24 protein-coding genes and 1 rRNA gene are annotated in these 23,589 nt (G+C 42.6%); 9 read left to right on the top strand and 16 right to left on the bottom strand.

What is annotated here, in order from left to right; all coding sequences use genetic code 11:
- Window position 1 precedes the first annotated feature (1 nt).
- The 3 genes from rrf to FTT70_RS10495 all read left to right on the top strand — a co-directional run bounded on the left by rrf (window position 2) and on the right by FTT70_RS10495 (window position 3,170).
- Window positions 2–116: ribosomal RNA gene (rrf, locus tag FTT70_RS10505) — 5S ribosomal RNA — on the top strand.
- A 334-nt stretch (window positions 117–450) separates the two neighbouring features.
- Complete coding sequence (locus FTT70_RS10500; RefSeq protein WP_004974034.1) at window positions 451–1,809, top strand: MFS transporter; 1,359 nt, start codon at window positions 451–453, stop codon at window positions 1,807–1,809.
- A gap of 191 nt (window positions 1,810–2,000) precedes the next feature.
- Complete coding sequence (locus FTT70_RS10495) at window positions 2,001–3,170, top strand: PQQ-dependent sugar dehydrogenase (protein WP_180043533.1); 1,170 nt, start codon at window positions 2,001–2,003, stop codon at window positions 3,168–3,170.
- A 424-nt stretch (window positions 3,171–3,594) separates the two neighbouring features.
- Here FTT70_RS10495 and FTT70_RS10490 read toward each other — a convergent pair whose 3' ends face one another.
- From FTT70_RS10490 to ribF, 4 genes are all read right to left on the bottom strand, one after another.
- Window positions 3,595–4,077 (bottom strand): peptidylprolyl isomerase, encoded by a 483-nt coding sequence (locus FTT70_RS10490; protein ID WP_004974037.1) that lies wholly within the window; start codon window positions 4,075–4,077, stop codon window positions 3,595–3,597.
- Entirely contained in the window at window positions 4,070–4,609 is a 540-nt protein-coding gene (gene lspA, locus FTT70_RS10485) for a signal peptidase II (RefSeq protein WP_004974039.1), read from the bottom strand. The genes FTT70_RS10490 and lspA overlap by 8 nt, the downstream gene beginning before the upstream one ends.
- The gene (ileS, locus tag FTT70_RS10480) at window positions 4,602–7,448 is read right to left on the bottom strand and encodes an isoleucine--tRNA ligase (protein ID WP_180168611.1); all 2,847 of its coding nucleotides are present in this window, start codon (window positions 7,446–7,448) and stop codon (window positions 4,602–4,604) included. The genes lspA and ileS overlap by 8 nt, the downstream gene beginning before the upstream one ends.
- 66 nt (window positions 7,449–7,514) lie before the next feature.
- The gene (gene ribF / locus FTT70_RS10475; protein ID WP_180168610.1) at window positions 7,515–8,516 is read right to left on the bottom strand and encodes a bifunctional riboflavin kinase/FAD synthetase; all 1,002 of its coding nucleotides are present in this window, start codon (window positions 8,514–8,516) and stop codon (window positions 7,515–7,517) included.
- 206 nt (window positions 8,517–8,722) lie between these two features.
- On the opposite strand from ribF, the gene FTT70_RS10470 reads away from it, so the two are divergent.
- Window positions 8,723–9,289: a 5'-methylthioadenosine/S-adenosylhomocysteine nucleosidase gene (locus FTT70_RS10470; RefSeq protein WP_136144516.1), complete on the top strand. Its 567-nt coding sequence runs from the start codon at window positions 8,723–8,725 to the stop codon at window positions 9,287–9,289.
- Between the two features lie 79 nt (window positions 9,290–9,368).
- On the opposite strand, the gene FTT70_RS10465 is transcribed toward FTT70_RS10470, so the two are convergent.
- The 9 genes from FTT70_RS10465 to ubiG form a co-directional block, all read right to left on the bottom strand.
- Window positions 9,369–10,046 carry a TetR family transcriptional regulator C-terminal domain-containing protein gene (locus tag FTT70_RS10465; protein WP_136144515.1) on the bottom strand — a complete coding sequence of 226 codons (678 nt, stop codon included), beginning with the start codon at window positions 10,044–10,046 and terminating at the stop codon, window positions 9,369–9,371.
- Window positions 10,047–10,464: 418 nt separating this feature from the next.
- Entirely contained in the window at window positions 10,465–11,811 is a 1,347-nt protein-coding gene (gene argA, locus FTT70_RS10460) for an amino-acid N-acetyltransferase (protein ID WP_004974049.1), read from the bottom strand.
- Between the two features lie 145 nt (window positions 11,812–11,956).
- Window positions 11,957–12,340 carry an RcnB family protein gene (locus FTT70_RS10455; RefSeq protein ID WP_004974051.1) on the bottom strand — a complete coding sequence of 128 codons (384 nt, stop codon included), beginning with the start codon at window positions 12,338–12,340 and terminating at the stop codon, window positions 11,957–11,959.
- 202 nt (window positions 12,341–12,542) lie between these two features.
- Window positions 12,543–12,932: an RcnB family protein gene (locus FTT70_RS10450; RefSeq protein WP_154320157.1), complete on the bottom strand. Its 390-nt coding sequence runs from the start codon at window positions 12,930–12,932 to the stop codon at window positions 12,543–12,545.
- Window positions 12,933–13,178: 246 nt separating this feature from the next.
- The gene (locus FTT70_RS10445) at window positions 13,179–13,334 is read right to left on the bottom strand and encodes a hypothetical protein (protein ID WP_179990216.1); all 156 of its coding nucleotides are present in this window, start codon (window positions 13,332–13,334) and stop codon (window positions 13,179–13,181) included.
- A gap of 129 nt (window positions 13,335–13,463) precedes the next feature.
- Complete coding sequence (locus tag FTT70_RS10440; protein ID WP_004974057.1) at window positions 13,464–13,883, bottom strand: hypothetical protein; 420 nt, start codon at window positions 13,881–13,883, stop codon at window positions 13,464–13,466.
- A 207-nt stretch (window positions 13,884–14,090) separates the two neighbouring features.
- Window positions 14,091–14,837, bottom strand: a complete 747-nt coding sequence (locus tag FTT70_RS10435) for a YciK family oxidoreductase (RefSeq protein WP_004974058.1) — start codon at window positions 14,835–14,837, stop codon at window positions 14,091–14,093.
- A 69-nt stretch (window positions 14,838–14,906) separates the two neighbouring features.
- Window positions 14,907–15,608, bottom strand: coding sequence for an HAD family hydrolase (locus tag FTT70_RS10430; RefSeq protein WP_179990219.1), 702 nt, complete (start codon window positions 15,606–15,608; stop codon window positions 14,907–14,909).
- Window positions 15,605–16,321 carry a bifunctional 2-polyprenyl-6-hydroxyphenol methylase/3-demethylubiquinol 3-O-methyltransferase UbiG gene (ubiG, locus tag FTT70_RS10425; RefSeq protein ID WP_004974063.1) on the bottom strand — a complete coding sequence of 239 codons (717 nt, stop codon included), beginning with the start codon at window positions 16,319–16,321 and terminating at the stop codon, window positions 15,605–15,607. The genes FTT70_RS10430 and ubiG overlap by 4 nt, the downstream gene beginning before the upstream one ends.
- Before the next feature lie 181 nt (window positions 16,322–16,502).
- Between ubiG and FTT70_RS10420 the strand changes: the two genes are divergently transcribed.
- Window positions 16,503–17,123 (top strand): thiol:disulfide interchange protein DsbA/DsbL, encoded by a 621-nt coding sequence (locus FTT70_RS10420; RefSeq protein WP_004974070.1) that lies wholly within the window; start codon window positions 16,503–16,505, stop codon window positions 17,121–17,123.
- Between the two features lie 114 nt (window positions 17,124–17,237).
- On the opposite strand, the gene FTT70_RS10415 is transcribed toward FTT70_RS10420, so the two are convergent.
- Entirely contained in the window at window positions 17,238–17,894 is a 657-nt protein-coding gene (locus tag FTT70_RS10415; protein ID WP_136144683.1) for a TetR family transcriptional regulator, read from the bottom strand.
- A 204-nt stretch (window positions 17,895–18,098) separates the two neighbouring features.
- Here FTT70_RS10415 and rph point away from each other — a divergent pair, with 204 nt between their 5' ends.
- Together rph and FTT70_RS10405 are read left to right on the top strand one after the other, a co-directional pair.
- Window positions 18,099–18,815: a ribonuclease PH gene (gene rph / locus FTT70_RS10410; RefSeq protein WP_004974074.1), complete on the top strand. Its 717-nt coding sequence runs from the start codon at window positions 18,099–18,101 to the stop codon at window positions 18,813–18,815.
- 177 nt (window positions 18,816–18,992) lie between these two features.
- Window positions 18,993–19,184: a hypothetical protein gene (locus FTT70_RS10405; RefSeq protein WP_180168609.1), complete on the top strand. Its 192-nt coding sequence runs from the start codon at window positions 18,993–18,995 to the stop codon at window positions 19,182–19,184.
- Between the two features lie 364 nt (window positions 19,185–19,548).
- On the opposite strand, the gene nadC is transcribed toward FTT70_RS10405, so the two are convergent.
- Complete coding sequence (gene nadC, locus FTT70_RS10400) at window positions 19,549–20,394, bottom strand: carboxylating nicotinate-nucleotide diphosphorylase (RefSeq protein ID WP_004974082.1); 846 nt, start codon at window positions 20,392–20,394, stop codon at window positions 19,549–19,551.
- Between the two features lie 177 nt (window positions 20,395–20,571).
- Between nadC and ampD the strand changes: the two genes are divergently transcribed.
- Window positions 20,572–21,171 (top strand): 1,6-anhydro-N-acetylmuramyl-L-alanine amidase AmpD, encoded by a 600-nt coding sequence (gene ampD, locus FTT70_RS10395; RefSeq protein ID WP_180008549.1) that lies wholly within the window; start codon window positions 20,572–20,574, stop codon window positions 21,169–21,171.
- A gap of 50 nt (window positions 21,172–21,221) precedes the next feature.
- On the top strand, window positions 21,222–22,772 hold the full coding sequence (gene murJ / locus FTT70_RS10390) for a murein biosynthesis integral membrane protein MurJ (protein WP_171287394.1): 1,551 nt from the start codon (window positions 21,222–21,224) through the stop codon (window positions 22,770–22,772).
- A gap of 77 nt (window positions 22,773–22,849) precedes the next feature.
- Here the strand turns inward: murJ and FTT70_RS10385 are convergent, their stop codons facing one another.
- Window positions 22,850–23,539 carry an FKBP-type peptidyl-prolyl cis-trans isomerase gene (locus FTT70_RS10385; protein WP_004974089.1) on the bottom strand — a complete coding sequence of 230 codons (690 nt, stop codon included), beginning with the start codon at window positions 23,537–23,539 and terminating at the stop codon, window positions 22,850–22,852.
- Window positions 23,540–23,589 lie beyond the last annotated feature (50 nt).

Genomic DNA, 23,589 nt, shown 5'->3' with positions numbered 1-23,589 from the left:
TGCTGGCGACCATAGCAAGAGTGAACCACCTGATCCCTTCCCGAACTCAGAAGTGAAACCTCTTCGCGCTGATGGTAGTGTGGGGTTACCCATGTGAGAGTAAGTCATCGCCAGCTCATTATTCAAAGCCCCCTTGACATAAACGTCAAGGGGGCTTTTTTATACGGAAAGGAAAATATTAAGAAGAAAAGTAGAAGAAAGAAGTTTAAAACAATATATTTACAATAATAAATTATGTGAAAAATATAGCATATATCAAAATATCATAAATTACTGCAAGTCTATTTAGTCGAATTTATCTACAACTTTAGTCTAGGTTTTTAAGAAAATTAACCAGAGTTAAGTTTTTGCTGTAGACAAAAAGTGAATATTGATTCATTTTATATACAAAAGTGAATAACCATTCATTTTTTATAAAATAAAAAGCTCACAATTGGAGGTGAGGGAAAAATGACAGCAACAACAATGAATGTGAATGCTGTAGTGGATCAAGCAAAGTTTAAACCTTTTCATTTAAAAATTGTACTTTGGTGCGTATTTGTCGTTATTTTTGACGGTTATGATTTGGCGATTAACGGTGTGGCTTTACCACTACTGATGCAAGAATGGAATATGACGGCTGTACAGGCAGGTATGCTTGCGAGTACGGCACTGGCAGGCATGATGTTTGGCGCCATGCTGTTTGGCATGTTGGCAGACAAAATTGGCCGTAAAAATGTCATATTAATTTGTGTGACGTTATTTAGTGGCTTTACTTTTTGGGGCGGCTTTGCATCCAACCCAACAGAGTTTGGTATTTTACGTTTTATTGCAGGTTTAGGGATTGGCGGGGTATTGCCTAACCTCGTGGCTTTAACCTCTGAATATGCACCACAAAAAATGCGTAGTACCTTAGTTACCACCATGTTCAGCGGCTATGCCGTGGGCGGCATTATGGCAGCCTTACTTGGTGCATGGTTGACGCCTAGCTTTGGCTGGGAAGTGATGTTCTATATTGCGGGATTACCGTTACTTATTTTGCCTTTATTGTGGTTTTTCTTACCAGAATCTTTAACTTTTTTGGTGAAAAAACAGCAACATGAAAAAGCGCGTCACATCGTCCAGCAAATTAGCCCACAAGAAAATATCAGCCCACAAACACAATTTGTATTAAATGAAGTACAAACCGCAGATGCCTCAATTGCAGCCTTATTTAAAAATAACCGTGGCATGAGTACTTTGCTGTTTTGGTGCTGCTTCTTTATGTGTTTGTTGATGGTTTATGCTTTGGGCAGTTGGTTGCCAAAACTGATGATGGCAGCAGGTTATTCGCTGGGTAACAGTTTAATGTTCTTAATGGCGATGAACATTGGTGCTGTGATCGGAACCATCAGTGGCGGGATTTTAGCAGACCGTTTCCACTTAAAACCTGTGATTATTGGCATGTTTTTATTGGGCGCATTCTCTCTAGTGGGTCTAGGCTTTAACTCACCACAGCCTGTGATTTATTTATTGGTGGGCTTAGCAGGTGCTTCTGCCATTGGCAGCAGTATTTTATTGTATAGCTTTGTTGCTCAGTATTATCCACTTACGATTCGTTCTACAGGTATCGGCTGTGCTTCTGCAGTGGGGCGTGTCGGTGCGATTGTAGGCCCTATTATTATTGGCGTACTTTTGGGCATGGATTTACCACATAAAATGAACTTTTTGGCGGTGGCGATTCCTGCAGTGATTGGTGCAATTGCAGTAGCACTGATTCGTTTACAAAGTACATCACAGGTGGTGAGTGAGCCAAGCGTGGTTAAAAAAGCCAGCCGATCTTATAGTTAATTGATCGTTAGTGTTTTGGGACTTTGAAATTAAGGAGCATTGCTCCTTAATTTTTTGCCTATTCACTTTGTAGAAGATTTAAGTAAGAAAGTGTGTATCGCTACATTTCTACTGTGCACGAGGTACATTTCATTGATTATGATGTCTTGATTAGCACAAGCAAAGATTGAATGAATAGAGGAGCAATTAGGATGCTCAAGATAAATCGGCAATACTATGGATTTATATGTCTAGTTGTATTGGGTTTAACTACAGGGTGTAATGCGCAAGTTGAGCCGAAACAGAACACGGCTGCTTTAGAGTCAAAATCAACTTCTGCACAAAATTTACAACGCTATCAAATACAGCCAATTGCAGATTTTAATGAGCCGTGGGCATTGGCAGAATTACCCGATGGACGCCTATTAATTACAGAAAAAGCGGGGAAATTAAAACTTTTTGATCCAAAAACAGGTCAAAGCTTAGATGTTCAAGCTATCCCTGAAGTCGCCTATGGCGGACAAGGTGGTTTGGGTGATGTCATTTTAGATCCTGAATTTCAACAGAATCAGCAGATTTATTTAAGTTATGCCGAAGTGGGTACGGGTGGTTACGGTGCAGTCGTGATTCGGGGCAAGCTTGTATTAGATGCTAAACCCACGCCAAAACTCACCGAAACTCAAAGAATCTGGCAGCAAGTGCCGAAAGTATCGGGACAAGGACATTATGCGCATCGTATAAAGTTTGGGGCAGATGGCAAATTATGGATAAGTTCTGGTGAGCGACAAAAGTTTGAACCTGCTCAGGATTTAAAATCTAATTTAGGTAAAATTTTACGTTTAAATACAGATGGTACAACACCTTTAGACAATCCATTTCAAACACATGGAGAGATTGCCAAGCAAGTCTGGAGTTTGGGGCATCGCAACCCTTTAGGCATGGCATTCGATTCTACAGGGCAGCTTTGGGTTGCAGAAATGGGACCTAAAGGGGGTGATGAGTTGAATCTGATTGCCAAAGGCGAAAACTATGGCTATCCGTTGGTGTCGAACGGTGATCATTATAATGGTTTGCCAATTCCAGACCATGCGACTCGTCCTGAATTTACAGCCCCAGTGCTGGATTGGACGCCTGTCATCTCTCCCTCAAGTTTGATGTTTTATACGGGAGATGTATTTCCACACTGGAAGCATAAAGCCATTCTTGGTGGTTTATCTTCAAAAGCAATTATTGTGGTGGATACGCAAGCACAGCCTGTTCGGGAGTTACAGCGTATCGAGATGGGTCAGCGGATTCGTGGCGTATTTCAAGCACAGGATGGCAATATTTGGGTGATTGAAGATGGTCAATCTGCCAGATTGCTTAAATTGGTGGCTCCATAAAATAAATTTCTTCAGGTCTAAACTTATTTCAAAGTAGGACAAAAAACAAATAGAAAAAAGCCCCAACATCATGTCGGGGCTTTTTCAGATTTATGTTTAGGTATTACTCCTGTTATACCTTTCAGCGTCCTGCCGTTATATTATTTATTATTGTTATTCTTGCTTTTAGAAACATCCTGTTTCTGTATGTGTTAAATATAAAATGAAAGCTGATCTTTGCCTAGCGTCAATTTTCTGCAGTGCATGTAAGCTAAAACGTACAACGATATATCGGTAAAATATAGATCAATAAACTGGATTTATTTAATTTTAAGTATTTGATTATATTTAATAATTATCTTATTCAATAAAAAATCTCCCAAATTCATTTTCTTGTACTTGGGAGATTTGAACAGCAGAAAGATGCAGTAAGTATGCAAATTGATTACATCAACTTAATACCTTGTTGTCCTGCTGGGGTCACTCTAAAGATTTCAACTTCAAAGGTAATATTTTTACCCGCTAAAGGGTGGTTAAAGTCTACTTCAGTCACATCATCGTTGACAGATTTCACCACGCCATAGAGGCTTTGTTTGGCTTTATCTTCAAATTCAATCATGTGTCCTTCAACTGGATGTTGCTCAAATTTAACCGTATCAAAAGTTTGTACGTTTTCAGGATTCCATGGACCAAATGCTTCTTCAGGTGGAAGACTCACGGTACGACGGTCACCTGCACGTAAACCAAATAATGACTTTTCAAAACCAGGTAATAGGCTGCCATCGCCCATGACCAAACTTACAGGTTCAGCGCGGCTACGGGTGTTGTCAATTTCTACACCATTTTCAATGGCGACAGAAAAGTGCAATTCGACTTTTGAGCCATCTTCAATACGAGTTTCATCATTTGGATTAATAATTTCAGTCATGTTGCGCCTGCGCTCGTTCAATTCGGTGCTTTTCTAGGAAAAACGTATCAATTAACAGCAGAATGGTGCCAAGTGTGATGGCACTGTCTGCAATATTAAAGGCAGGGAAGTGGCTGTTGTTGTAGTACACGTGAATAAAATCGACCACGTAGCCAAGACTGACCCGATCAATTAAATTCCCAATCGCACCGCCTAAAATCAAGGCAATCGCCAAAGGCAGTACGATGACATTTTTTGGCATACGCATTAGCCAAAATACAAAAATTACAGACACTAAACCTGCCAGTGAGGTAAAGAAATAACGTTGCCATCCACCTGCATCGGACAAGAAACTAAAGGCAGCGCCATAGTTATGCAGTAAAGTCCAATTCAAAAAGGGCAATACAGGCACAGGATCTGCGTAATTCAGATGCGATACTGCAATCCATTTGGTCCATTGGTCTAGAATAATCGCGACAATGGACAAGCCCACCCACCATAAATTATGTGGATAGAACTGGAATAAGCCCTTTTTGTGTTGTGGATTAGGCATATTTTCTCTCTTCGCCTTGACCTGTTGGAAGGTTGATAATACAACGTGAGCACAAACCTGGATGTGCAGAATGTGTATTCACATCAGGGAGTACATGCCAGCAACGTACGCATTTTTCGCCATCTGCTGCAGAAACTTTCACGTTCAAGCCATCTAAATCAGAGGCTTCGCCTTGTGCAGCATCAAAGCTATTCACAATCACTTGTGAAGTAATCAGAACAAAACGCAGCTCATCGCCTAGTTTATCCAATACGGCTTTGAGTTCGTCATTCGCCCAAAGCTCAACTTTAGCAGACAGGTTGGAACCAACGGTTTTGGCAGTACGTGCAGCTTCAATGAATTTATTGACGGCAGATTTAACTGCAATTAGGGTTTGCCATTCCGCTTCTGCCAAGATGTTGGCTTCAGAAGCCACTGGAATGTCATACCATTCTGCAGTGAAGACATATTTTTCTGATTGCTCAGGAATTAGCGGCCATGCTTCTTGTGCCGTAAAGCTTAAGATTGGTGCCATCCAACGAACAAAGGCTTGTACCAAGTGATACAAGGCAGTTTGTGCAGAATGACGTGCTTGAGAATCTGCTTTGGTGGTGTACTGACGGTCTTTAATGATGTCGAGATAGAAACCACCTAAGTCATTAATACAGAAGTTGGTCAATGCGCTAGTCACGATATGGAAGTTCATATCTTCATAAGCTTGTTGAACAGTTTTTTGTACTTCCGCAGCACGTTGCAAAATGTATTGATCAAGCGCGATCAATTGATCGACAGGCAAGGCATCAGTAGATGGTTTGAAACCATTTAAGTTAGCCAACAAGAAACGCAATGTGTTACGGATACGGCGGTAACCATCGGATGCACGGCTAAAGATTTCTTTACCCGCAGTCATTTCATAACGGTAGTCTGCAGACGCGATCCAAAAACGCAGGCCATCTGCACCCATGTCTTTGATGATGTCTTGTGGCGTGATCACGTTACCGATCGACTTCGACATTTTGCGGCCTTTTTCATCCACTACGAAGCCGTGCGTCAATAAACCTTTATACGGTGCGCGCTCATTGATGGCAATAGACGTCAATAATGACGACTGGAACCAACCACGGTGTTGGTCTGAACCTTCAAGGTACAAATCCGCAGGATCAGTCAGTTCTTCACGTTCACGCAGTACTGCATAATGCGTTGTACCTGAGTCGAACCATACGTCTAGCGTATCGCGCACCGCGTTATATTGTTCAGCATCTGCACCGATAAACTCAGATGCATCACGGTTATACCAACCATCAATACCTTCTTGTTCAATTAACTTCGCCACTTCTTCGATCAATTCAGGGGTACGTGGGTGCAATTCGTTGGTATCTTTATGCACGAAGAATGGAATTGGCACACCCCAAGTACGTTGACGTGAAATACACCAGTCTGGACGACCTTCAATCATCGCTTGGATACGGTTTTTACCCCAATCTGGTACGAAGTTGATGTCATTTTCAATTGCGTTCAATGCCCCTTGGCGTAAACCTTTGGCATCCATGCTGATGAACCATTGTGGAGTTGCACGGAAGATAATTGGGGTTTTATGGCGCCAGCAGTGCGGGTAGCTATGCTTGATTGGCACATGTGCCCAAAGCTTATTACTTTCAGACAAGGCTGCAATAATTTTTGGATTGGCTTTGTAAATGTGCTCGCCGGCAAAGATCGGTGCAGTTGGTAAATATACCCCGTTACCACCGACAGGGTTGTCAACTTTTAAGTTGTATTGTAAGCCCACTTTATAGTCGTCCACACCGTGGCCAGGCGCTGTATGTACTGCACCCGTACCACTGGTTGCGATTACATGTTCACCCAAAATCACTGGGACTTGGCGTTCAGAAATTAGTGGGTGTTGTAATTGTAGATTTTCAAGTTTGCTACCTACAAAATCGGCAAGCACTTCAACGGTCGTGAAGCCATAACGTTCTGTTGCAGATTCAACCAAGTCTTTGGCTAAGATGAAGTTTTGTGTTTCTTTTTCTTCACCACGTGCTTTGATCAATTGATATTCAATTTCAGCATGCAGCGCAACCGCTTGGTTGGCAGGTATAGTCCACGGTGTGGTAGTCCAGATCACGATATCAGTTGAATCGGTAACGGTTACACCTAGACGTGCAGATAAATCTGCCAAATCAACAACACTGAAACCGACATCAATGGCATCTGATTTTTTATCTTCGTATTCAACTTCTGCTTCAGCCAATGCTGAACCACAGTCTAAACACCAGTTCACTGGTTTTAGGCCTGGTTCAATATGACCAGCTTTGGCAATTGCACCGAGCGAGCGCACGATGTCGGCTTCTTGCTTGAAGTTCATGGTCAGGTAAGGATTGTCCCAATCACCAAATACACCCATACGCACGAAGTCTTTTTTCTGTAATTCGACTTGGGTGTAAGCATATTCGCGACAGGCTTTACGGAAAGTCGAAGCATCGACTTTTACACCCACCTTACCCACTTTTTCTTCTACTTTAAGTTCAATTGGTAAACCGTGACAGTCCCAACCCGGAACGTAGGGTGCGTCAAAACCATCCATGACACGGCTTTTAATAATGATGTCTTTCAGGACTTTATTAACCGCGTGACCCAAGTGAATTTGACCATTGGCATACGGAGGGCCATCGTGAAGCACATATTTTTTCTTGCCAATACGCGATGCACGAATCTGCTGATAAATGTTGTCGGCATACCACTCTTCTAACCATTTCGCTTCACGTACTGCGAGATTTGCTTTCATTGCAAATTCAGTACCTGGGAGGTTTAGCGTGGCTTTATAATCCACTGCATTTTCAGGAGTTTGCTTATCGCTCATGCAAGTTGTCTTCCAGTTGAATCAGCCCATGGACTGACGCGTTTTACATTAAATATTTAGGGTAAATTAAAAAGGGAAATTTGGATGATCTTGTCGAAATTCAAGAAGTTTTTCAACATCATCATCAATTCCCGCTTTGAGTGCTTCAAGCGAAGGGTAATTTTTTTCGCCATGTAAATAGTTTAAAAATGTGACCCGCATTAATAAGCCATACAGATTAGCAGAAACATTGGGGAAATGTACTTCTAATCGCCATTCGGGCTGTACTTGTTGGATGGCTGGGCGCGTACCCACATGTCCTGCACCAAACAGACTGTTCGGGCTGTAGCCTGCAACACCCGTTTTATCGGGATGATCATGTTTGACTTTTTCACTTAAAGCGGTGGTTTCACACACCACTTCAACGCCATAAATGCCATTTAAGCAGGGTTTATGGCGGTTTAAGCGCACATTAATGGTTGGAAAATCTAGGGTACGACCAATTTGATCGCCATATTGGACGCGCCCTGTAATGCTATATGGGCGTCCAAGCAGTTTGGCTGCCAGTGCCAAATCGCCTGCTTGTAAAGTTTGACGAATACGAGTTGAGCTAACACGCTCACCATTCAGTTCAATGGTGTTTAAATTGGTGACCTGAAAGCCATAGTTGCGTAAAAATTCGCTATTGCCTTGGCGGTTTTTACCAAAATGGAAGTCATCACCCAAGACCAAATGCGAGGCATTCAGGCTATTTTTTAAAAGTTTTGCAAAGGCTTCGGCACTTAAACTGCGGAAATGATTGTCAAATTTCGCTACTGCAATGTAGTCGACGCCCAATTCGGTCAGATATTCGACTTTTTCCCGCAACGAGCTGATGCGTGGTGGGGCATCGTAGCCTTTAAAAAATTCCAATGGTTGAGGTTCAAACAGCATCACCACGGTTTTGAGTTGTTGCGCCGCAGCAACTTCTTTGAGCTGTTGAATCATCGCCTGATGACCGACATGCACACCATCAAAATTGCCAATGGTCACGGCAGTTTGGGCGAGGTCAGTGGTTGAAGATAAAGCATTCAGGCGGAGCAGCTGCATGATCGGATGAAAGTTGAAAATTTGTAAGGGCTATATATTGCCATATTCTCGCGCTTTCGTCTTGTTGTTGTGTTTTTAACCTGAAAAATTATCGAAAAATCAGGCAAAATCCGACAATTTAATCTGCAAATCGCAATCGGGTTTGCACCGCATTCAAATTTCTTTTCTAATGGGGCGGTTTTAATGAACTGCACGAGTAGATGGCTATGAATTCTGATTTTGCTTTAATTATGGCATTGCCCAGTGAGTCTAAAGGCTTGTTTGAGCAAGCTGGGATTCAGGTGCATTACAGTGGCATTGGTAAAGTGAATGCCGCATTTAAAGCCTTTGAAGTGATTCAGAAAACAGGCTGTAAAACCTTGCTCAATTTAGGCACAGCTGGCAGCTCACATTTTGATGCACATGCTTTGGTGGAAGTCTGCCAGTTTGTGCAGCGCGATATGGATGTTTCTCCGTTGGGTTTTCAGGTGGGGGTCACGCCAATGGATCAGGAACATCCTGCAGAAATTCATTTGGAACGCTATTTTGAGCATTTGCCAAGTGGTATTTGTGGTACGGGGGATAGCTTTGAAACGGGTACGCCCAAAGTACCGTGTCAGTTGGTTGACATGGAAGGCTATGCGATTGCCAAAGTCTGTAAAAAATTAGGGGTGCGGATGCTGTCGGTGAAATATATTACCGATGGTGCCAATGATACAGCGCATTTAGACTGGGAAGAAAACTTGTTGTTGGGTGCGCAAAAACTATTGTCTTTGTATCAGGGTCTTAAATAATATCGTTGCCAAAACGCCACGACCCTAGTCATAACTAGGGTCGTGAGTAAAAGTGCGTATCTTAGTTAGTGCTGTGCAATTAGTCTTCTGATTCTTGTTCAGGTGTGGCAGTGACCACAGCGGCTTGAGGTGCATCCACTTCGTCCTGACGCGGCATAATACCGTAGAGCATCATGTGAACTGTATGTTGCAAGACACGTTGCAACATGCTGCGGTTGCGCAGGGTTTTACCTGTCACCATTTCCATTTGCGTTGCAAAGTCGGCATAGTTTTGGGTAATCGCCCAAATATTCAAAATAAGCAATTCAGGATCAATCTGCTTAGACAGTTTGCCTTGCTCTTGCCACATGGTAATGACTTTGGCTTTGCGTTTGACCAGTTTTTTCAGAGGGCCTTTTAAAATTTCCTGAATATGTGGCGCACCTTGAATCACTTCTAATGCAAATAGACGTGATGCTTTCGGCTGAGTACGTGAAACCTCAATTTTCTGCAGCAGATAATTGGTAATTGCTTCATCAGGCTCGAGTTCAGCTTCGAGCATTTGCAAAGGTGCAAGCCATTTTTGTAGTACTGTAGTTAGTACTTCAACATATAAGGCTTCTTTATTTTCATAATAATAGAAAATATTCGACTTATGCATCTCTGCAATTTGTGCGATTTCGTCCAAACTCGCGCCGCTAAATCCGTATAAAGAAAATACGTCGAGTGCAGCATTGAGAAGCTGATGGCGTTTTTGTGTACTCTTTTTTTGTTCCATTCGTAATTTTAAAACAATGAAAAAAGGGAATTATTAATTGTACGGCAAATCATCAGGCTTGTGCATCTTTTAAAGATGTATTTTTAAAATATTTTTAGTTTATTCTGTAGTTTAGCTATTAAATCCGTGAAAAGCATGATTAGAGAGGGGGAGTATCTTGTTTTTGTATTTTCTGACTGAATGAATAAGTTTTTTGAATTTTCTATATAAATGATAAAAGTAAAGTTTCTTCCTGCCTTGCATCAATTTTATTTAAAAAAACTAAACAGTGGTGTGGATGCTGCCAATTTTGATCATCCCTACACTGTCGTGCTGACAGGTATAGGTGTGATGACCTGATTTAATCGGCAGCATGTTCCACGTGAAACATTTCTGGGTTTTGATTGTGCTGTGTCATTCAGCGTACCAAAAGTTTCGCTTAGAGCCGTTTTTTACACACAATTGAGTTGCGTTGATAGTTATATAAAGCCTGACGTGCATCGGGTAAATCATCGACACTGGCAGGTGCAAAGCCCTGTTCTAAAAACCAGTGTGCGGTGCGAGTGGTTAAAATAAATAATTGCTGAATACCCATGGTTTTGGCTTTATCTTCTAAATAATCCAGAATTTGGCGACCACGGTTGGATTTACGATAAGCAGGATGCACCGCGACACAGGCAATTTCGGCCGACTTGAGTTCATGACCTGTGGTCGGAATGGGGTACAAGGCGGCACAGGCGAGAATCATGCCGTCACGTTCAATCACTGCAAATTGTCCAATTTCATTTTCCAGACGCTCACGTGAACGATATACCAACACGCCTTCTTCTTCTAAAGGACGTAATAAACGAATCAAACCGCCTACATCCTGAATATTGGCCGTACGCACTTCTTCATAATGTGCATCACTCACCATCGTCCCTGAACCATCACGGGTAAACAGTTCTTCGAGTAAAGCACCATCGTAGGCATAGGAAATGAGATGTACCCGATGTACGCCGTTTAATGAGGCATCTTGGGCTGCATTTAAGTGTAAAGCCAATTCAGGATGATGTCGCTGAGCATCTTCAATATATGGATTTAAATGTTGCGGATGAACTTCACGTTGCAATTGACCTTCGGCATTCTGCAAACCGTGCTGCGCGCCTAAGAAAATCAGTTTGTCAGCTTTTAATTGAATGGCAGTTTTAGTTGCCACTTCTTCAGCCAACAAGTTAAACACTTCACCTGTGGTGGAATAACCTGTTGGACCGAGCAACACAATATTATGATTTTCTAAATGGCGTTGAATGGCATCGACATCTACAGTGCGGACTTCGCCAGTCAGTTGATAATCGACCCCATCACGAATGCCATACGGTTTGGCGGTGATAAAGTTACCCGACACCACATCAATCCGTGCGCCGTACATAGGGGAGTTAGCTAGCCCCATCGACAATAAGGCTTCAATTTGCAGGCGAATTGAACCGACAGCATTCATGACACACGATAAAGATTCACGAGTGGTGACACGACGTTGCAAATGAAACGGTGTATCAATTTGGCTGAATTTTAAGTTTTGATTAATTTGTGGACGCGCACCATGTACCAAAATCAAACGAATACCAAGCGAGTGTAGTAGGGCAATATCATGAATAATGTGCTGAAAGTTTTCATGCAAAACCGCTTCACCATCGAACATAATCACAAAGGTTTTATTGCGGTGGGCATTGATATAAGGCGCAGAATGTCTAAACCAATGCACATATTGTAAGGTTGTGCTGTGCGGGTTTTCAGTTGGAGTCATTCGTTGGCCTGCTGTAATGATCGATGGTGCTGTCTTTGATTCTAATCAAAAAATTCTGCAGCGGAAGACTAAATATAAAAAAACACCTGAATGGTGCTTCAGGTGTTGTGGAGAAATGCTATTTTTCAGCTCAGGCTGAACGGTTTTAGCCAATAATACGAATAATACGCTGGGTGCGCTCATTAATCAGCACATAGTCACCGTTGACTTTATACCACTGCTGATAACGACCTGTGTTGGGTAAACGACGTGCTTCACGATCACTGACTTTGTAGCGGTTCGCATCATATCCGCGTGGGAGGTTTTGACCTACACGCCAGTCACGACTTGGATTCACGCGTTTTTGATCATAACGCTTTTGTTCCCACTGTGCATGATGACGTGGATTGTCCCAACGCTTGTCGTGATGTTTATAGGTGGCACTCGCTTGATGACGACGATCATCATAACGATGGTCGGGTGCTGCCATAGCCGATGTTGCCATGATTGCGCTTAAAGACAGTGCTAAGGTGCTGAGTAATTTTTTCATGCGACTTACCTTCAGTTTTAAATATGGGGTAGATGTGTCCAAATTAGTCAAATACTCAAGATAAATGATGGTGGAAATTGAGGTGAATTGTGAATTTTATGGAGAAAACAAGGAGAGCCTGAGCGGACTATCGCTCTATAAAAAAAGCCCAAAGTGAGCTTTGGGCTATGTATTTAGATATTGTGTATGTACAACAGTAGGTCTATAAACCTGCGATACGCAAAATATGGTGATTTTCGACATCGACCAAAATGTAGTCTTGGTTGATTTTATACCATTGTTGTTTGCGTTCAGGGCGGGGCAAGTTATGTTCCTGATAATCGACTTTATAACCATTGCCACGATAATGCTGCGGCATGACATAACCCGTTTGCCATTTATGTTGTTGTAAGCGTTTTACACCACGTTCTTCACGCATGCGGCGTTTGTCTTGCATACGCTCTTCTGCATCGGCACGAAATTCATGTTTATTGTGTGCTTGGTTACGAGGATGGTCAGCTGAGTCTCGATCAAATTGAGGAGCGGCAGTTGCAAAATTGCTGCTTAGTAAAGCACTGAAAGACATTGCCAGAACTGTCAAAATCTTTTTCATGTAAACCCCTCATTCTCTCATCTTGATATCACAGTTCATACTTTAACCATTAAATGCAGAGAAACTGTGAAGAAAGCACATGAATTTTTTAAATACGCTCTGCAGGATGCGGCATGGTATTGATTCTATTATGCGACAAAATACGAAATTTAGTAGCTATCGCTCAGAAAATAGGGGTGGGATGATTTTTCTTGTGCTAAGGAAAGGATGAGACATCACCATAGCAGCGTACTGCTATGGTCTGCTTTAGTTCCAATGTTCAGTTAAGCCTTGTAAAGATTGCACAGCGATGGCAACACATTCGGCTGTTTCACGATCATCCAAAGCCACAATTAAATGCTGACCTAATTGCAAGCTTTTAATACTTTGAATCACGGCAGTTTTACGTTGAATATCAGTCATCACAATTTACCTAATGCTTGTTGTGGAGATACATCAAGCATAGGTGATGTATATTGATTTGGAAAACCGTATAATTTTATAAAAACAATCCAATAAAACGATTATTGCCACCGTTGCCATGAGTTTTGCTTAATAGGCGTAGTTTAAATCGGTGTAGTCGGTCAATGATTTTTGAATATGTGCATTGATAAATTCGCGTACATCTTCAGTACTCATTGGTGCGCCTTGCTTGCTAATCACGTGTTCAATTTCAGGTTGTCCTTCAATTTTAATACGATAAACAAAGTTTTTAACCACTTTGTAGGCATCGTCCAGTTTTTCAATGCCTGTGACATAGTGGTAAGCATGTTCAAAATTAAGGTCGGTATGTGAAAATACAAACTGATCAAACAGTTTGATTTTCTGACCGTTGTCGAGTGCCTGAATGTCATCTACGATGCTGGCTTCAAACTTCATGCCATATTTTTCAGAAATAGGCTGACCATCAATCAGTAAAGACACCATACCATCTTCAAGTGGTGTCACGGTGATGTTGTTTAATTCAGTCATGTTGCTCTCTGCATCGTTGAGGTTGAATTGAGATGTGGAAGCATGGTAATCAGGCTTTGCATTGCCAAAAATAGGCAGGATAGAAACCTGAAAATGCTTGTGCGATGCCATTTTACCGCAAATCAATGTGCAAAAATTGGCAATATGCTAGGTTAAGTCCATAAAAAAGGAAGCAAGCGCTTCCTTTCTTCGGATCAAACGACAGAACTAATCCTGTGCATCAATACTTTGACCATTCATGTGCAAGCTGTCATCGCCCATTAAATATAAATAGGCAGGCATGATGGCATCGGGTGTAGGTAAAGTTTTTGGATCTTCATCAGGATAGGCTTTGGCACGCATGGCAGTGCGGGTTGCACCCGGGTTAATGCAGTTGTAGCGAATATTTGGATGCACCTGTTCTTTGGCAAATAACTGGCTCACCGCTTCAATTGCAATTTTAGACACCGAATAAGCACCCCAGCGTTCACGTGCTTCACGACCTACACCTGAACTGGCAAACACGACTGAAGCATGTTCCGATTTTGCCAAAAGTGGTAATAATTCCTGAGTGAGTACAAATGGCGCACGTAAATTCACTGCCATGACGTCATCCCAAACATCGGCAGGGTAATTTGCCAACTCAGTCCGTTCGCCTAAAATGCCTGCATTATGCAAAATACCATCCAAACGTCCGAATTGTTTGTCTAGGGTATCGACCAGTAATTCATAATCTCGTGGTGAAGCACTTGAAAGCTGCAGCGGCAAAATAGCAGGTTGTGGTGCGCCTAAACTTTCGATTTCATCATAAATCACTTCAAGTTTATTTAAGGTACGACCATGCAGCACTACGGTTGCTCCGTGTAGCGCATAACTGAGGGCAGCTGCTCGTCCAATACCATCACCGGCACCTGTGATCAGGATAATACGATCTTTGAGAAGATCGGGGCGAGGTTGATATTCTGAGTATTTCATGGGCATCCCTCCTGTTCATTTCTTATTGCTTATGGGTTGAGTTTCATGTCATCGCTTTACAGGACTGATTCAAGCATTGGCACTGCTGTTTTGCGTTGCAGCTTGCAGCACCAATTTGTCTAAAACCGTATGTAATTCAGTCACTGAATCCACTATACAATCTGCTTGCCATGCTGTTAAGTCATCTTTGTGTTGCAAGGGTAAATAACCGTATGCTGCCAAAATGGTATACATATTGGCGTTACGACCTGCATCGATATCACGTGGATGATCGCCCACATAAATACAATGTTCTGGGGCAATTTCAATCTGTTTGGCCGCCAAATACATAGGTTCTGGGTCTGGCTTGGTACGGCTAACATCTTCAGGGCAGACCAAAACTGCACAGCGTTCAGTTAAATTCAGTGCTTTGAGCAGTGCTTCGCTGAGCCAGCGCGGTTTATTGGTGACAATACCCCACGGAATTTGACGCTGTTCCAACGCATCAAGCAGTGGATACATGCCTTCAAACAGATCAGTTTCGACTGCAATATCTGCGCCGTACAGGTCTAAAAAGCGTTGTCGATGCGCAAGAAATACAGGGTCATCTACTTCAAGTTCTGGATAGACCAATTTGACCATCGCCCGTGCACCTTCAGACACCTGCGTGCGAATGGCTTCTGCTGCCACAATCTCACAGCCTTTATCGTGGCACATGTCTTGAATGATGCGAATAAAATCTGCAGCGGTATCAATTAAGGTGCCATCGAGGTCGAATAAAACGGCTTTCATTCTGTTGCCTCATTGACCGTGTAAACCATGTAGTTCACATCAACATTAGGTGCCAACCAATAGCGTTTAGTCAGTGGGTTGTAGTGTAAACCCGTCATATCTTTAAGTTTTAAACCCGCTTGGCGAATGTCGTGTGCCAATTCAGACGGTTTAATAAATTTATGATAATCGTGTGTGCCTTTGGCTAACATGCGCAGCACGTATTCTGCCCCAATAATGGCAAATAGGTATGATTTAGGGTTGCGGTTAATGGTCGAGAAAAATACATGACCGCCTGGCTTGACCAGTTTTTGGCAGGCTTGAATAATCGAGGCCGGATCAGGTACGTGCTCTAACATTTCCATGCAAGTCACCACATCGTATTGACCAGCTTGCTCATCTACCAATTGCTCAACAGGAATTTGGCGATATTCAATATTGTGTACGCCTTCTTGTTCTGCATGCAGGCGTGCCACGTTTAAAGGTGCTTCGCCCATATCAATTCCAAGCACATTGGCACCGCGACGAGCCATGCTTTCTGCCAAAATACCACCACCACAGCCGACGTCTAGCACTTTCTTGCCTGCCAAGCCGCCTGCGTGCTCATCAATCCAGTTTAAGCGCAGTGGATTAATCATGTGTAGGGGACGGAACTCGGAATGCTGATCCCACCATATGGCTGCAAATGCTTCAAATTTGGCAATTTCTTGTGGATCAACATTCAAATGCGACATGGGTGCCACCTCAATTGGGTCGTGATAATTGGAAAAATAGATATAAACCCTAGTGTAGCGTTAATTCTAAAAAAAGCGATAAAAGCTGTAAAAAAGTTCACAGAAGGAAAACGAAATCAGCATAATTGATTTATAGTGTTGCCATACACTAAACAGAATGATTTAGAGGATTATAAACGCAATGAAAAAATTCCTTTTAGGTAGTTTGGCAACAGCCATCTTTGCTATTTCTGGTAGCACTATGGCGGCAAATTTTGTAGCAGGTAAAGATTATAGCGTTGTCGCCAACCCGGGTAAGGTTGATGTACCGGGTAAAATTGAAGTGCGTGAGTTCTTTTGGTATGGCTGTGGTCACTGCTTTACTTTAGAACCATATATGCAAACATGGTTACGCCAGTTACCTAAAGATGTGAATTTTGTGCGTACTCCTGCAGCCATGAATCCTGTTTGGGAAATGAATGCACGTGGTTATTATGTGTCTGAAGCTTTGGGTGTGCGCAAGAAAACTCACTTGCCACTTTTCCATGCCATTCATGACAAAGGTCAGCAAATTTTTGACCAACAATCACAAGCTAAATTCTTTGTGAAATATGGTGTACCTGAAGCGAAATTTAACAGCATGTTTAACTCGTTTGCGATCACCTCTAAAATTTCACAAGCTAAACAATTGGCGCGTCAGTACCAATTGACAGGTGTACCTGCGGTGGTGGTGAATGGTAAATATATCGTTCAAGGCGATAACGGCAAAGTGATTCAAGTAGTGAACTACTTGGTTGATCAAGAGCGTAAAGCTAAGAAATAAGCAGATGCAATAACAAGATGATGCAAGGCTGAATCAGCAGCGCATCGCTAAAAACCGCAATGATTGCAACGTCATTGCGGTTTTTTTAATGCAGGTTAAAAGTGTGTTGTATGTTTAATCTGCGACAGGCTGCGGACGTTGCCAGTGGCAAATGCCACGAAATAATAAATGTACTTGAGTAATGGTTTGTTGAATAAAACGCTGCTGTTGTTCAGGTAATTTTTCGGCTTCAAATTGGCGTTCTAAACCAATCCAGCTCATTGCCCAATTTAACGATAAATTAATTAAAATATTGGCCAGAATGTGAAAATCTTCAGCATGCTGAAAATGTTGTACGCTTTCGACCCGTTGTAAATCATTAGCTAAATCTTCAATTAAAAAATCAATTTCACGGGCGATGGCTTGCCGTAAAATGGTCGAACCGCCCCAGCGTTCGGCAATTAAAAAAATCCATTGTTGTGGATGTTGATCGACAGATTTAAAAAATAGGGTCAATGCCTTTTCGGTCTGTGCATCGGGTTGGTATAAATAAGCTTGTCCCAACTGATACAAAATACCTTTAATGTGCAAGGCAACTTGATCGACCAAATCTAGCCCCAACTCATCCATATCTTGAAAATGCCGATAAAATGCGGTGGGCACCAGTCCAATCTGTCGTGAAATTTCTCTTAAGCTAATGCTGCTAAATGCACGTCCTGCGCTGCTGAGTTGCAGCACTGCCTCCATAATTGCCTGACGACTTTGTTGTTTTCGTTCTTCCCGAATCGACATTGTATTTCCTGATTCTGCCAGTGCCGCGCAGTCTAACAAAAACCTGTGTTTCACGATAATACTAAAAGATGAATGAAGCCACTTTGTAAAAATACAGGCAAAATTTACCGAAACAGCACACGTCAAGCTTTGGAAAAGCGACCTGCGCTGTGGCATCTGTTATACTTGCGGGCAATTTATTTGAGCCAAAAATAAGGACACATTATGCGTATTGACCAACGAGCTTTAGATCAATTACGTGAGGTAAAAATTACCCGTAACTATACTCGCTATGCTGAAGGTTCAGTGTTGGTAGAGTTTGGTCATACCAAAGTTTTGTGTACCGCAAGTATTGATAACTCTGTACCGCGCTTTTTAAAGGGGCAGGGACAAGGTTGGGTAACTGCAGAATATGGCATGTTGCCACGTTCAACCCATACCCGTAGTGACCGTGAGGCGGCGCGTGGTAAACAAAGCGGACGTACACAGGAAATTCAGCGCTTAATTGGTCGTAGCTTGCGTGCCATGGTCGATTTGAAGAAACTGGGTGAAAACACCATTACCATTGACTGCGATGTGATTCAGGCCGATGGCGGTACCCGTACTGCAGCCATTACAGGTGCAGCAGTGGCATTGATTGATGCTATGAATGTGTTGCTGGAAAAGAAAAAAATTAAGCATGACCCATTAAAGGGTTTGGTGGCTGCAATTTCTGTGGGCATGTACCAAGACCAAGTGTTATTGGATTTGTGCTATGAAGAAGATTCAAATTGCCAAACTGATTTAAACGTGGTGATGACACAAGCAGGTGAATTTATTGAAATTCAGGGTACTGCTGAAGATAAGCCGTTTAATCGTGTGCAATGTAATGCCATGTTGGAAATGGCAGAAAAAGGTATTCAGGAATTGGTAAAAAAACAGCAGCAAGCTTTAGGTTGGTAAGCTAAGCTTTTTGATGTTTTTCTGCTGTTTAAGAACGCATCTTCGGATGCGTTTTTTTATGGATGAGATTTAGATTGCGATAGGAAGCGTGAAGCAAAAAGCTACAATATTGCAGGATGGGTTCTTTTAAGATGGAAAACTGTATGCAAAGAGCCTGAATGAAAAGAGGAGGAAAGCATGAAACTATTGATTATTTTAATGTCTGCCATGATGTTGTTTTTAACTGCATGTGATTCACGTACTGAGCGTGAAAATGAAGACAATCGTAGTGTACTCGGTCAAGCTTCTGACAACGACAACGACAACGACAACGACAACGACAACGACAACGACAACGACAACGACAACGACAACGACAACGACAATTAAGCTTAAAAGTTTATGTCATAGGATGAAGGGATGTTGAGTTAAGTTATTAAAGAGGATTTGTGAAAGAAGTCTAAATCGAGAGAGTCCGATAATATTTATTTAGATAAATATTGGATGCTTGCACGGCCTCGATTTGCTTTAAGAAAAAAAATAGCTTTGCGTAGGCTGTACCCTACTTTGGAAAGACCCAAATGAGGAGTACCACCCCGCAAGAAAAGTCTTTTGTTACCCATACACGACGTCCTTGTCGTGATGGGTAACGTGTGGCATCCATGCCACACTCGCGTATCAAAAATTAGCAACCATTTAATTTTTAGAAAAAATTAAGGGTGCAGATTGCACCCTTAATTTTAAAAGTAATCGTTTACGCATTAAAACGCATTGATAAATCCACAGCTTTGACATCTTTGGTTAAAACACCCATCGAAATATAATCTACGCCTGTACTAGCCACTTCACGTAAATTTTCAATGGTGATGTTGCCCGACGCTTCAAGTTTACAACGACCTGCCACATGCTTGACCGCATCAATCATTTGTTGCTGGCTAAAGTTATCCAACATCACAATATCAGCTTTGGCTTCAAGGGCTTGATTTAGTTCATCCCAAGTTTCCACTTCAACTTCTACAGGTTTGCCCGGAGCAATGGCATGTGCTTTGGCAATTGCCTGAGTAATGCCGCCTGCTGCCATAATGTGATTTTCTTTAATCAAAAAGGCATCAAATAAGCCTAAACGATGGTTTTGTCCACCACCGACCGTGACAGCATATTTTTGTGCAATGCGTAAACCTGGTAAGGTTTTACGGGTATCTAGCAGTTTGGTATTTAAGCCTTCAAGTTGTTGCACATAGGCTGCGGTTTTAGTCGCAACAGCAGACAGGGTTTGCACAAAATTCAGCGCAGGGCGTTCTACCGTTAACAGGCTGCGTGCAGAACCTGCCAATTTCAAAAAGGCTTCATTGGCAGCAACGTGGTCGCCATCATTTTTTAACCACGTGACTTGCACATTGGCATCGTATGCTTGAATCAGGGCATTTACCCACGGTTGACCTGCCAAAATCATGTCTTCACGGCTAATAATGGTGGCAGTGGCCTGCTCATCTTCAGGGGTCAATAATGCGGTAATATCACCATCGCCAATATCTTCTTGCAAGGCTTGCTGAATATTGATTTGGATGGATTGTTCAAGCAAAGCTGGAGAGATGCTCATAAGATTTTCCGTGTCGATCTTGCCCATGAAAATTGCGCGTTATATTAACACTGTTCTGCGCCTGGATGTGTTTTTTAGCCACGTTCGGGTGTAATTTAAGATGTTCATTGTCACGCGTTGGCATTAAACTGAAATTTGTGTTCTAGTTTTCTATTCTAATGGTTTGGGGATTGCCTTATGCAGCATGTGCCGTCGTTTCAGGTGGTTGAGGGTCAATTACAAGGGGCAAGACAAATCCCATCTCCGAATTTCAACGCCCGTCCGACAGACCAAGAGATTCAATTGCTGGTCATTCACAATATTAGTTTGCCGCCGTCACAATTTGGTGGCGGTTATATTGAGCAATTTTTTCAGAACCAAATGGATTGGTCGCAGCATCCTTACTTTCAGACCATTCAGGGCCTGCAGGTTTCGGCACATTTGTTGATTTTAAGAACAGGCGAGGTGCTGCAATTTGTTAATTTTGCAGATCGGGCGTGGCATGCGGGGCGTTCTAGTTATTTGGCACAGCCTGAATGTAATGACTATTCAATTGGGATTGAATTAGAGGGCAGTGATGACTTGCCTTTTGAAACAGCGCAATATCAGAGTTTGGTGCAGGTGGTACACAGTTTGCAGCAGGCCTATCCGAGTATTCAACAGCATATTGCAGGACATTCCGATATTGCACCGGGACGTAAAACTGATCCGGGGCCGTATTTTGACTGGCAGTATTTTCGTGAACAGTTATCTCAACTTAAAGCTTCGACATCACAGGAAAAATTGATCAATCAATAACAAAACTTTGTTGATGCTTTGATTACAATAGCGACTAAATTTTTAATTGGGTGGTAACGATGGCGCTTTGGCGATCGACCTTTATTGTCAGTGCAATGACCATGCTGTCACGGGTGCTAGGATTAGTCCGTGATGTGGTATTGCTGAATGTGTTTGGTGCAGGTAAAGATTTCGATACCTTTGTGGTGGCGTTTCGTATCCCCAACTTTTTCAGGCGACTGTTTGCCGAAGGGGCGTTTTCGCAGGCATTTATTCCTGTATTGACTGAATATAAAACCAGCCGCACTCATGCCGAAGTACAAATTTTAATTAGTCGGGTTTTTGGCTGTTTAATGACGGTAATGACAGGGCTAACCTTTACCGCCATGGTGGCTGCGCCTGCGGTGATGTATATCTACGCACCGGGTTTCCATAGCGACCCTGAAAAGTTTGCGCTAGCCACCGATATGTTCCGCCTGACCATTCCTTATTTGTTGTTTATGTCGCTGACGGCATTTGCCAGCAGTATTTTGAACAGCTATGGCTCATTTACCACGCCTGCCTTTGCGCCTGTATTGCTGAATGTGGCGATGATTGCAGGTGCATTATGGCTCACACCGTACATGGCAGAGCCGATTATGGCACTGGGTTGGGCGGTGATTATCGCGGGTGCTTTACAACTTGCGATTCAAATTCCAGAACTATGGCGTAAAAAGCTGCTGATTCCCCCTAAAGTTGATTTCAAGCATGAAGGGGTGGATCGGATTATGAAGCTGATGCTGCCTGCTTTATTTGGGGTATCGGTCACGCAAATTAACCTGCTACTCAACACCATTTGGGCATCTTTTATGCAGGATGGTTCGGTGTCGTGGTTGTATAGTGCGGAACGTATGACAGAGCTACCTTTGGGCTTAATTGGTGTAGCGATTGGGACGGTCATTTTACCGTCACTGTCTGCGCGTCATGCAGAACAAAATATGGATAAATTCCGCGGCATGATGGACTGGGCTGCACGGGTGATTATTTTGGTAGGTGTCCCTGCCAGTATTGCACTGTTTATGTTATCAACGCCTATTATCCAAGCCTTGTTTGAGCGTGGTCAGTTTAGTTTTAAAGATACGCAAATGACCGCTTTGGCCTTGCAATGTATGAGTGCAGGGGTGATTTCATTCATGCTGATTAAAGTCTTTGCACCGGGTTTTTATGCACAGCAAGACACCAAAACACCAGTACGTGTGGGTTTAATGGCTGTGGCTGCCAATGCGATTTTAAACGTGGTGTTTATTGGCTTCTTTAAACTGATTGACTGGCAAGCTGAACACATGGCATTGGCACTGGCATCATCAGGTTCGGCTTTGGTGAATGCAGGCATGTTGTATTTCTATTTGCATCAACGCAAGATTTTCCGTTTTGGTGCGCACTGGAAAAAACTCATGGTGCAGTTTGCAGTGGCAAATGCCGTGATGATTGCTGCGTTGTGGTATGCCTTAACTTGGTATAACGGTGATGTATCACAATGGATGCGTGTGGCAGAAGTCACTGCGCTGTGTGTGGTGGGCGTAGTGGCCTATGGGGTTGGATTGTTGGCAACGGGTTTTAGACCACGTCATTTAAAACCTTAATGAAGCGAAGTTGATCTGAAAAAATACCGCAATTTAAATTGCGGTATTTTTTTGTTTAAAGATGATGCGGCTTTGGATTATTTTACAATTTCTAAAAGTTCCACATCAAAAATAAGCGTGCTGTTTGGCTCAATTGCATCGCCTGAGCCAATTTGACCGTAGGCTAGAGCAGCAGGAATAAAGAAGCGATATTTGGCACCAACTTTCATGAGTTGTAAGCCTTCAGTCCAACCTTGAATGACTTGGCTGACCTGAAATTCTGCAGCTTGATCGCGGGCGATAGAACTGTCAAATACCGTACCATCAATTAAACGACCTTCATAATGGACTTTAACGGTAGAGGTGGCTTTGGGTGATTTGCCCGTACCTGCCTGTAAGACTTGATATTGCAAGCCAGACTTGGTGACTTTGACCCCTGCCTTTTTGGCATTATTGTTTAAAAAGGCTTGCCCAATTTTAGCATTGCTATCGGCTACTTTTTTAAGCTCAATCAGTTGTTTGGCTTCGGCTTGCTTTTTGAATTGAGTCAGCACTCGTGCCATTTCTTCATCGCTTAAACTGGCGGCTTGGTCTTGTGTTGCCATTTTTAAGCCAGCAATGAAGGCTTCGAGATCAATATCTTTTAAGGTTTCCGCATTGCTGCGCCCCATTAAATAACCAAAGCTATAACCGACCTGATCTGCAACAGGACTTTTATTGGTCACGGTTTTGGCAAAACTGCCACTGCTGAGCAGTGCGATACACACAAGGGCAAGGTGTTTTTTCATTCTTTTCGTCCTAAGACCATACAGGAGAGCCAAGCTCTCCTGAAAGGGTG

Source organism: Acinetobacter sp. YH01003, assembly GCF_013420525.1.
GTDB classification, from domain to species: Bacteria; Pseudomonadota; Gammaproteobacteria; order Pseudomonadales; family Moraxellaceae; genus Acinetobacter; species Acinetobacter towneri.
The sequence above is the reverse complement of the archived record's forward strand: the minus strand, read 5'-3'. Positions and strand labels throughout refer to the sequence as shown.

What these genes read in the sequence shown, in the direction of transcription:
- FTT70_RS10435 (WP_004974058.1), bottom strand. Translation starts at nt 14,837, where the DNA reads ATGAAATACTCAGAATATCAACCTCGCCCCGATCTTCTCAAAGATCGT.
- FTT70_RS10430 (WP_179990219.1), bottom strand. Translation starts at nt 15,608, where the DNA reads ATGAAAGCCGTTTTATTCGACCTCGATGGCACCTTAATTGATACCGCT.
- ampD (WP_180008549.1), top strand. Translation starts at nt 20,572, where the DNA reads ATGCAGCATGTGCCGTCGTTTCAGGTGGTTGAGGGTCAATTACAAGGG.
- rph (WP_004974074.1), top strand. Translation starts at nt 18,099, where the DNA reads ATGCGTATTGACCAACGAGCTTTAGATCAATTACGTGAGGTAAAAATT.
- FTT70_RS10455 (WP_004974051.1), bottom strand. Translation starts at nt 12,340, where the DNA reads ATGAAAAAATTACTCAGCACCTTAGCACTGTCTTTAAGCGCAATCATG.
- FTT70_RS10465 (WP_136144515.1), bottom strand. Translation starts at nt 10,046, where the DNA reads ATGGAACAAAAAAAGAGTACACAAAAACGCCATCAGCTTCTCAATGCT.
- ribF (WP_180168610.1), bottom strand. Translation starts at nt 8,516, where the DNA reads ATGCAGCTGCTCCGCCTGAATGCTTTATCTTCAACCACTGACCTCGCC.
- ileS (WP_180168611.1), bottom strand. Translation starts at nt 7,448, where the DNA reads ATGAGCGATAAGCAAACTCCTGAAAATGCAGTGGATTATAAAGCCACG.
- ubiG (WP_004974063.1), bottom strand. Translation starts at nt 16,321, where the DNA reads ATGTCGCATTTGAATGTTGATCCACAAGAAATTGCCAAATTTGAAGCA.
- FTT70_RS10440 (WP_004974057.1), bottom strand. Translation starts at nt 13,883, where the DNA reads ATGACTGAATTAAACAACATCACCGTGACACCACTTGAAGATGGTATG.
- FTT70_RS10490 (WP_004974037.1), bottom strand. Translation starts at nt 4,077, where the DNA reads ATGACTGAAATTATTAATCCAAATGATGAAACTCGTATTGAAGATGGC.
- FTT70_RS10405 (WP_180168609.1), top strand. Translation starts at nt 18,993, where the DNA reads ATGAAACTATTGATTATTTTAATGTCTGCCATGATGTTGTTTTTAACT.
- FTT70_RS10470 (WP_136144516.1), top strand. Translation starts at nt 8,723, where the DNA reads ATGAATTCTGATTTTGCTTTAATTATGGCATTGCCCAGTGAGTCTAAA.
- FTT70_RS10445 (WP_179990216.1), bottom strand. Translation starts at nt 13,334, where the DNA reads ATGACTGATATTCAACGTAAAACTGCCGTGATTCAAAGTATTAAAAGC.
- FTT70_RS10415 (WP_136144683.1), bottom strand. Translation starts at nt 17,894, where the DNA reads ATGTCGATTCGGGAAGAACGAAAACAACAAAGTCGTCAGGCAATTATG.
- FTT70_RS10500 (WP_004974034.1), top strand. Translation starts at nt 451, where the DNA reads ATGACAGCAACAACAATGAATGTGAATGCTGTAGTGGATCAAGCAAAG.
- FTT70_RS10420 (WP_004974070.1), top strand. Translation starts at nt 16,503, where the DNA reads ATGAAAAAATTCCTTTTAGGTAGTTTGGCAACAGCCATCTTTGCTATT.
- FTT70_RS10385 (WP_004974089.1), bottom strand. Translation starts at nt 23,539, where the DNA reads ATGAAAAAACACCTTGCCCTTGTGTGTATCGCACTGCTCAGCAGTGGC.
- FTT70_RS10450 (WP_154320157.1), bottom strand. Translation starts at nt 12,932, where the DNA reads ATGAAAAAGATTTTGACAGTTCTGGCAATGTCTTTCAGTGCTTTACTA.
- FTT70_RS10495 (WP_180043533.1), top strand. Translation starts at nt 2,001, where the DNA reads ATGCTCAAGATAAATCGGCAATACTATGGATTTATATGTCTAGTTGTA.
- nadC (WP_004974082.1), bottom strand. Translation starts at nt 20,394, where the DNA reads ATGAGCATCTCTCCAGCTTTGCTTGAACAATCCATCCAAATCAATATT.
- argA (WP_004974049.1), bottom strand. Translation starts at nt 11,811, where the DNA reads ATGACTCCAACTGAAAACCCGCACAGCACAACCTTACAATATGTGCAT.
- lspA (WP_004974039.1), bottom strand. Translation starts at nt 4,609, where the DNA reads ATGCCTAATCCACAACACAAAAAGGGCTTATTCCAGTTCTATCCACAT.